The 3,225-nt window shown below is 70.9% G+C and carries 2 protein-coding genes; both read right to left on the bottom strand.

Annotated elements, in window-relative coordinates; all coding sequences use genetic code 11:
• Positions 1-880: acyltransferase family protein (locus ACWD3D_RS35140; protein WP_451464740.1), on the bottom strand; the 880-nt coding region annotated here is incomplete at its 3' end.
• The gene (locus tag ACWD3D_RS35135) at positions 877-3,072 is read right to left on the bottom strand and encodes a bifunctional polysaccharide deacetylase/glycosyltransferase family 2 protein (protein WP_451464739.1); all 2,196 of its coding nucleotides are present in this window, start codon (positions 3,070-3,072) and stop codon (positions 877-879) included. The genes ACWD3D_RS35135 and ACWD3D_RS35140, both read right to left, overlap by 4 nt.
• Between the last annotated feature and the right edge of the window lie 153 nt (positions 3,073-3,225).

Raw genomic sequence — 3,225 nt, 5'->3', positions numbered from 1 at the left:
TACCCCTCCGGCCGCCCGGCCGTGGTCGGCCCCGGTCGGCCGGACGCCACCTGAACCGCAGGAGCAGCGTGACGGCACCGCCGGACCAGAGCGCCTGGGCGAGCGGGATGTCGTCGAGGTCGTAGCTCCCGCTGGCCCGGTGGGTCAGGGCCCACCAGGCACCCGCCGCCATCAGCCCGGCCGCCACCACGACGAGCCGTCCCGGCCGGATTCGGCGCAGGATGCCGGAGCGGTGCGCGAAGCCCAGCAGCCAGCAGAAGAGGAACACCGACCAATCGCTGATCCCGCTGCCCAGCCGCCCGTCGGGCACTTGCCACACCGTCCCCAGCAGTGCCACCGGTGCGAGCGACAGGACCAGCACCGGAAGGGGCCACCGGGAGAACAGACGCAGCAGCACGGGGGAGAGCAGAACGAACCACAGATAGGTCCGCAGGTACCAGAGCACCGCCCACGCCTGCTCGCCCCAGGCATCGCCCGGCGGATCACCGACCGGCAGTACCCAGTACAGCGCGTCCGGGCCGGGAACCCACCCGTGCAGCACCATCGCCGTGCCGAGAACCAGCCCGAACACCCAGACCGGCACGAGGAGTCGGCGCAGTCTGCCGCGGATCACCGACCATGCGGGCCGCTCCAGCGAGCGCGCCATCAGGGAACCGGCGAGCGCGAACATCACGCCCATGGACGGGAAGACGAACCCCAGCCAGGGCCATCCGAAGGTGTGGTACGTGACCACGCGGACGAGCGCGATCGCGCGCAGGACGTCGAAGTACGGGTCACGCCCAGCGTTTTGACCGGCGCTCGGCGTCGCTCGCCGCTCGAACCCCGGTGTTCTCAGAAGCGGTCGGCGCTTCGTCGTGGCCCTGCGGTGGGAACCGGTCATCGGTCCGCCTCCGGGAGAGCGCCGGGTACGCCCACCGCACCGGTGCGTTTCAGCTTCTGCCAGCGCAGCCGCCCGCCGGTGAGCGCGGTCAGCGCGGAGTGGATCAGCACCAGGTACATCATCTGCCGGTAGGCGAGCTGCTGGAGCGGCAGCATCAGCAGGTGGCGGTACTTCTCCCGGTCGAGGCGAAACGCGTAAGCCGCACAGGCGAGTTGGATGCCGAGTACGGCCAGCCATGCCAGCAGCGACCCCTTGAAGTCGACGAAGAGCATCGCGTAGACGGTGAAGACGTCGATGAGTGGGGCGAGCAGCGGGGTGAGGATCTGGAAGAGGACCACCAGCGGCATTCCGATCCGGCCGAACCTGCCCGAGGGCCCCCGGTCGGTGACCGAGCGGCGGTGCTTCCAGAGCGCCTGCATGGTGCCGTAGCTCCAGCGGTAGCGCTGACGCCACAACTGGGCGAACGAGGCAGGGGCTTCGGTCCACGCCCGGGCGTGCTCGGTGTAGACGACCCGGTGGCCGGCCCGGTGCAGGGCGATGGTGATGTCCGTGTCCTCGGCCAGCGTGTCCTCGCTCATCCCGCCCACCTGGAGCACCGCGTCACGGCGGAACGCCCCGATCGCGCCCGGGATGGTGGGCATGCAGCCGAGCAGGTCGTACATCCGCCGGTCGAGGTTGAAGCCCATGACGTACTCGATGTGCTGCCAGGCCCCGATGAGGGTGTCGCGGTTGCCGACCTTGGCGTTGCCGGCCACGGCACCGACCGCGGGGTCGGCGAACGGCTGTACCAACTGCCTTACGGTGTCGGGTTCGAAGACCGTGTCGCCGTCCATCATCACGACCAGGTCGCAACGGGCTTCGCGGACACCGTTGTTGAGGGCGGCGGACTTGCCCGCGTTCTCCTGTCGGACCACCCGGACCTGTGGCAGTCCGAGCGATTCGGCGATCTCGGCGGTGCCGTCGGTCGAGCCGTCGTCGACCACGATGATCTCGATCGGATGGGTGCTCGCCGCGAGCGAGGTCAGTGTGCCGGCGATGCACTCCTTCTCGTTGTAGGCGGGCACCACGACGCTCACCGGCCGGGTCACCTCGGGCCCCCAGGAGAACCGCCGTCGGTTCCGCCGCCGGTAGTGGCGCCCGGCGAGGAAGACCATCAGCCCGAACCTGCCGAGGACGGCGACCCCGACCACCCCGAGGAGGGAGGCCAGCACCGGCACCGTCCACTCCGCCACGGCGACGGCGAGGAGCAGCCCCCGCCCCTCCCAGACCGACGCGGCGTCCGCGGTGTGGTGTGCGGCCTGCTCGGGGTCGGCGGCACCGACGGAACCTCCGGGAGGTGCGGGTGCCGCCGTGCCGGAGTCCCGCGCGGCCTGCTGCTGGGCGCCGCTGACCGTGGTGAAGGTGTACCCGGCGGCCTTCATCTTCTTGATGTACGCGGGCAGCGCCTTCAGCGTCTGCGAGCGGTCGCCGCCGGAGTCGTGGAAGAGGACGGACGCGCCCTCGCCGCTCGCGGGGGTGGCGCCCCGCACGATCGCGTCGACGCCCGGCGTCTTCCAGTCCTCGCTGTCGGTGTCGATGAAGACGCTGGTGTACCCCATCGCCCCCAGCTTCTGGTAGACCGGCCAGCTGTAGTCGTCGATGGCGTCGGGGGTGGAGGAGTAGGGGGCACGGAACAGGTTGGTGGTGATGCCCGCGGCCCCGGCCAGCGCGAGCTGCGTCTGGGCGATCTCGCGCGTCACGCGGGCCGTGCTCTGGTAGGAGAGGTCGACGTGCGTGAAAGTATGGATGCCCACCTCGTTGCCCTCGGTGACCATCCGGCGCACCACGTCGGGATGGCGCGCGATCATGGAGCCGACCAGGAAGAACGTGCCGGGCACGTCGTTGTCGTCGAGGACGTCGAGCACCTGCTCGGTCCACTCCGGGTCGGGTCCGTCGTCGAAGGTGAGCACGATCGTCCTGTCCGGCACGGACTCCGAGTGCGGCTCGCCGTCCGCGAGGCTCAGGAACGGGCCCCCGTCCAGCACGCTCTGCGGCACCTCGTCCGAGGCGGCACCCGAGCGCACCCGCTGGTCGCCGCCCACCTCGGAGCGCAGATAGCCGTCCAGCAGCAGGGTGCTCACCAGTCCGAGCAGCAGCAGGACGGCCAGCACCGCTCGGGGACGGGGGACGGCCTGCCGGCGGACACGTTCCATCCGGCCCGGGGTCGCGTGCCGCGCTTCCCGGCCCGACGAGCGGCGACGCCGCGTCGAGGCGCGACACGAATGTTTCCGGAGAAGCTGCCCGTACCCGAGCCGGCGCGGACGAGGACACCTCGCCCCGCAAGGAACCCATCAGGGTCCTGGTGG

This window comes from Streptomyces sp. NPDC002690, assembly GCF_053592415.1.
Note: the sequence above shows the minus strand (reverse complement) of the source record. Positions and strands in the feature narration are given on the sequence as shown.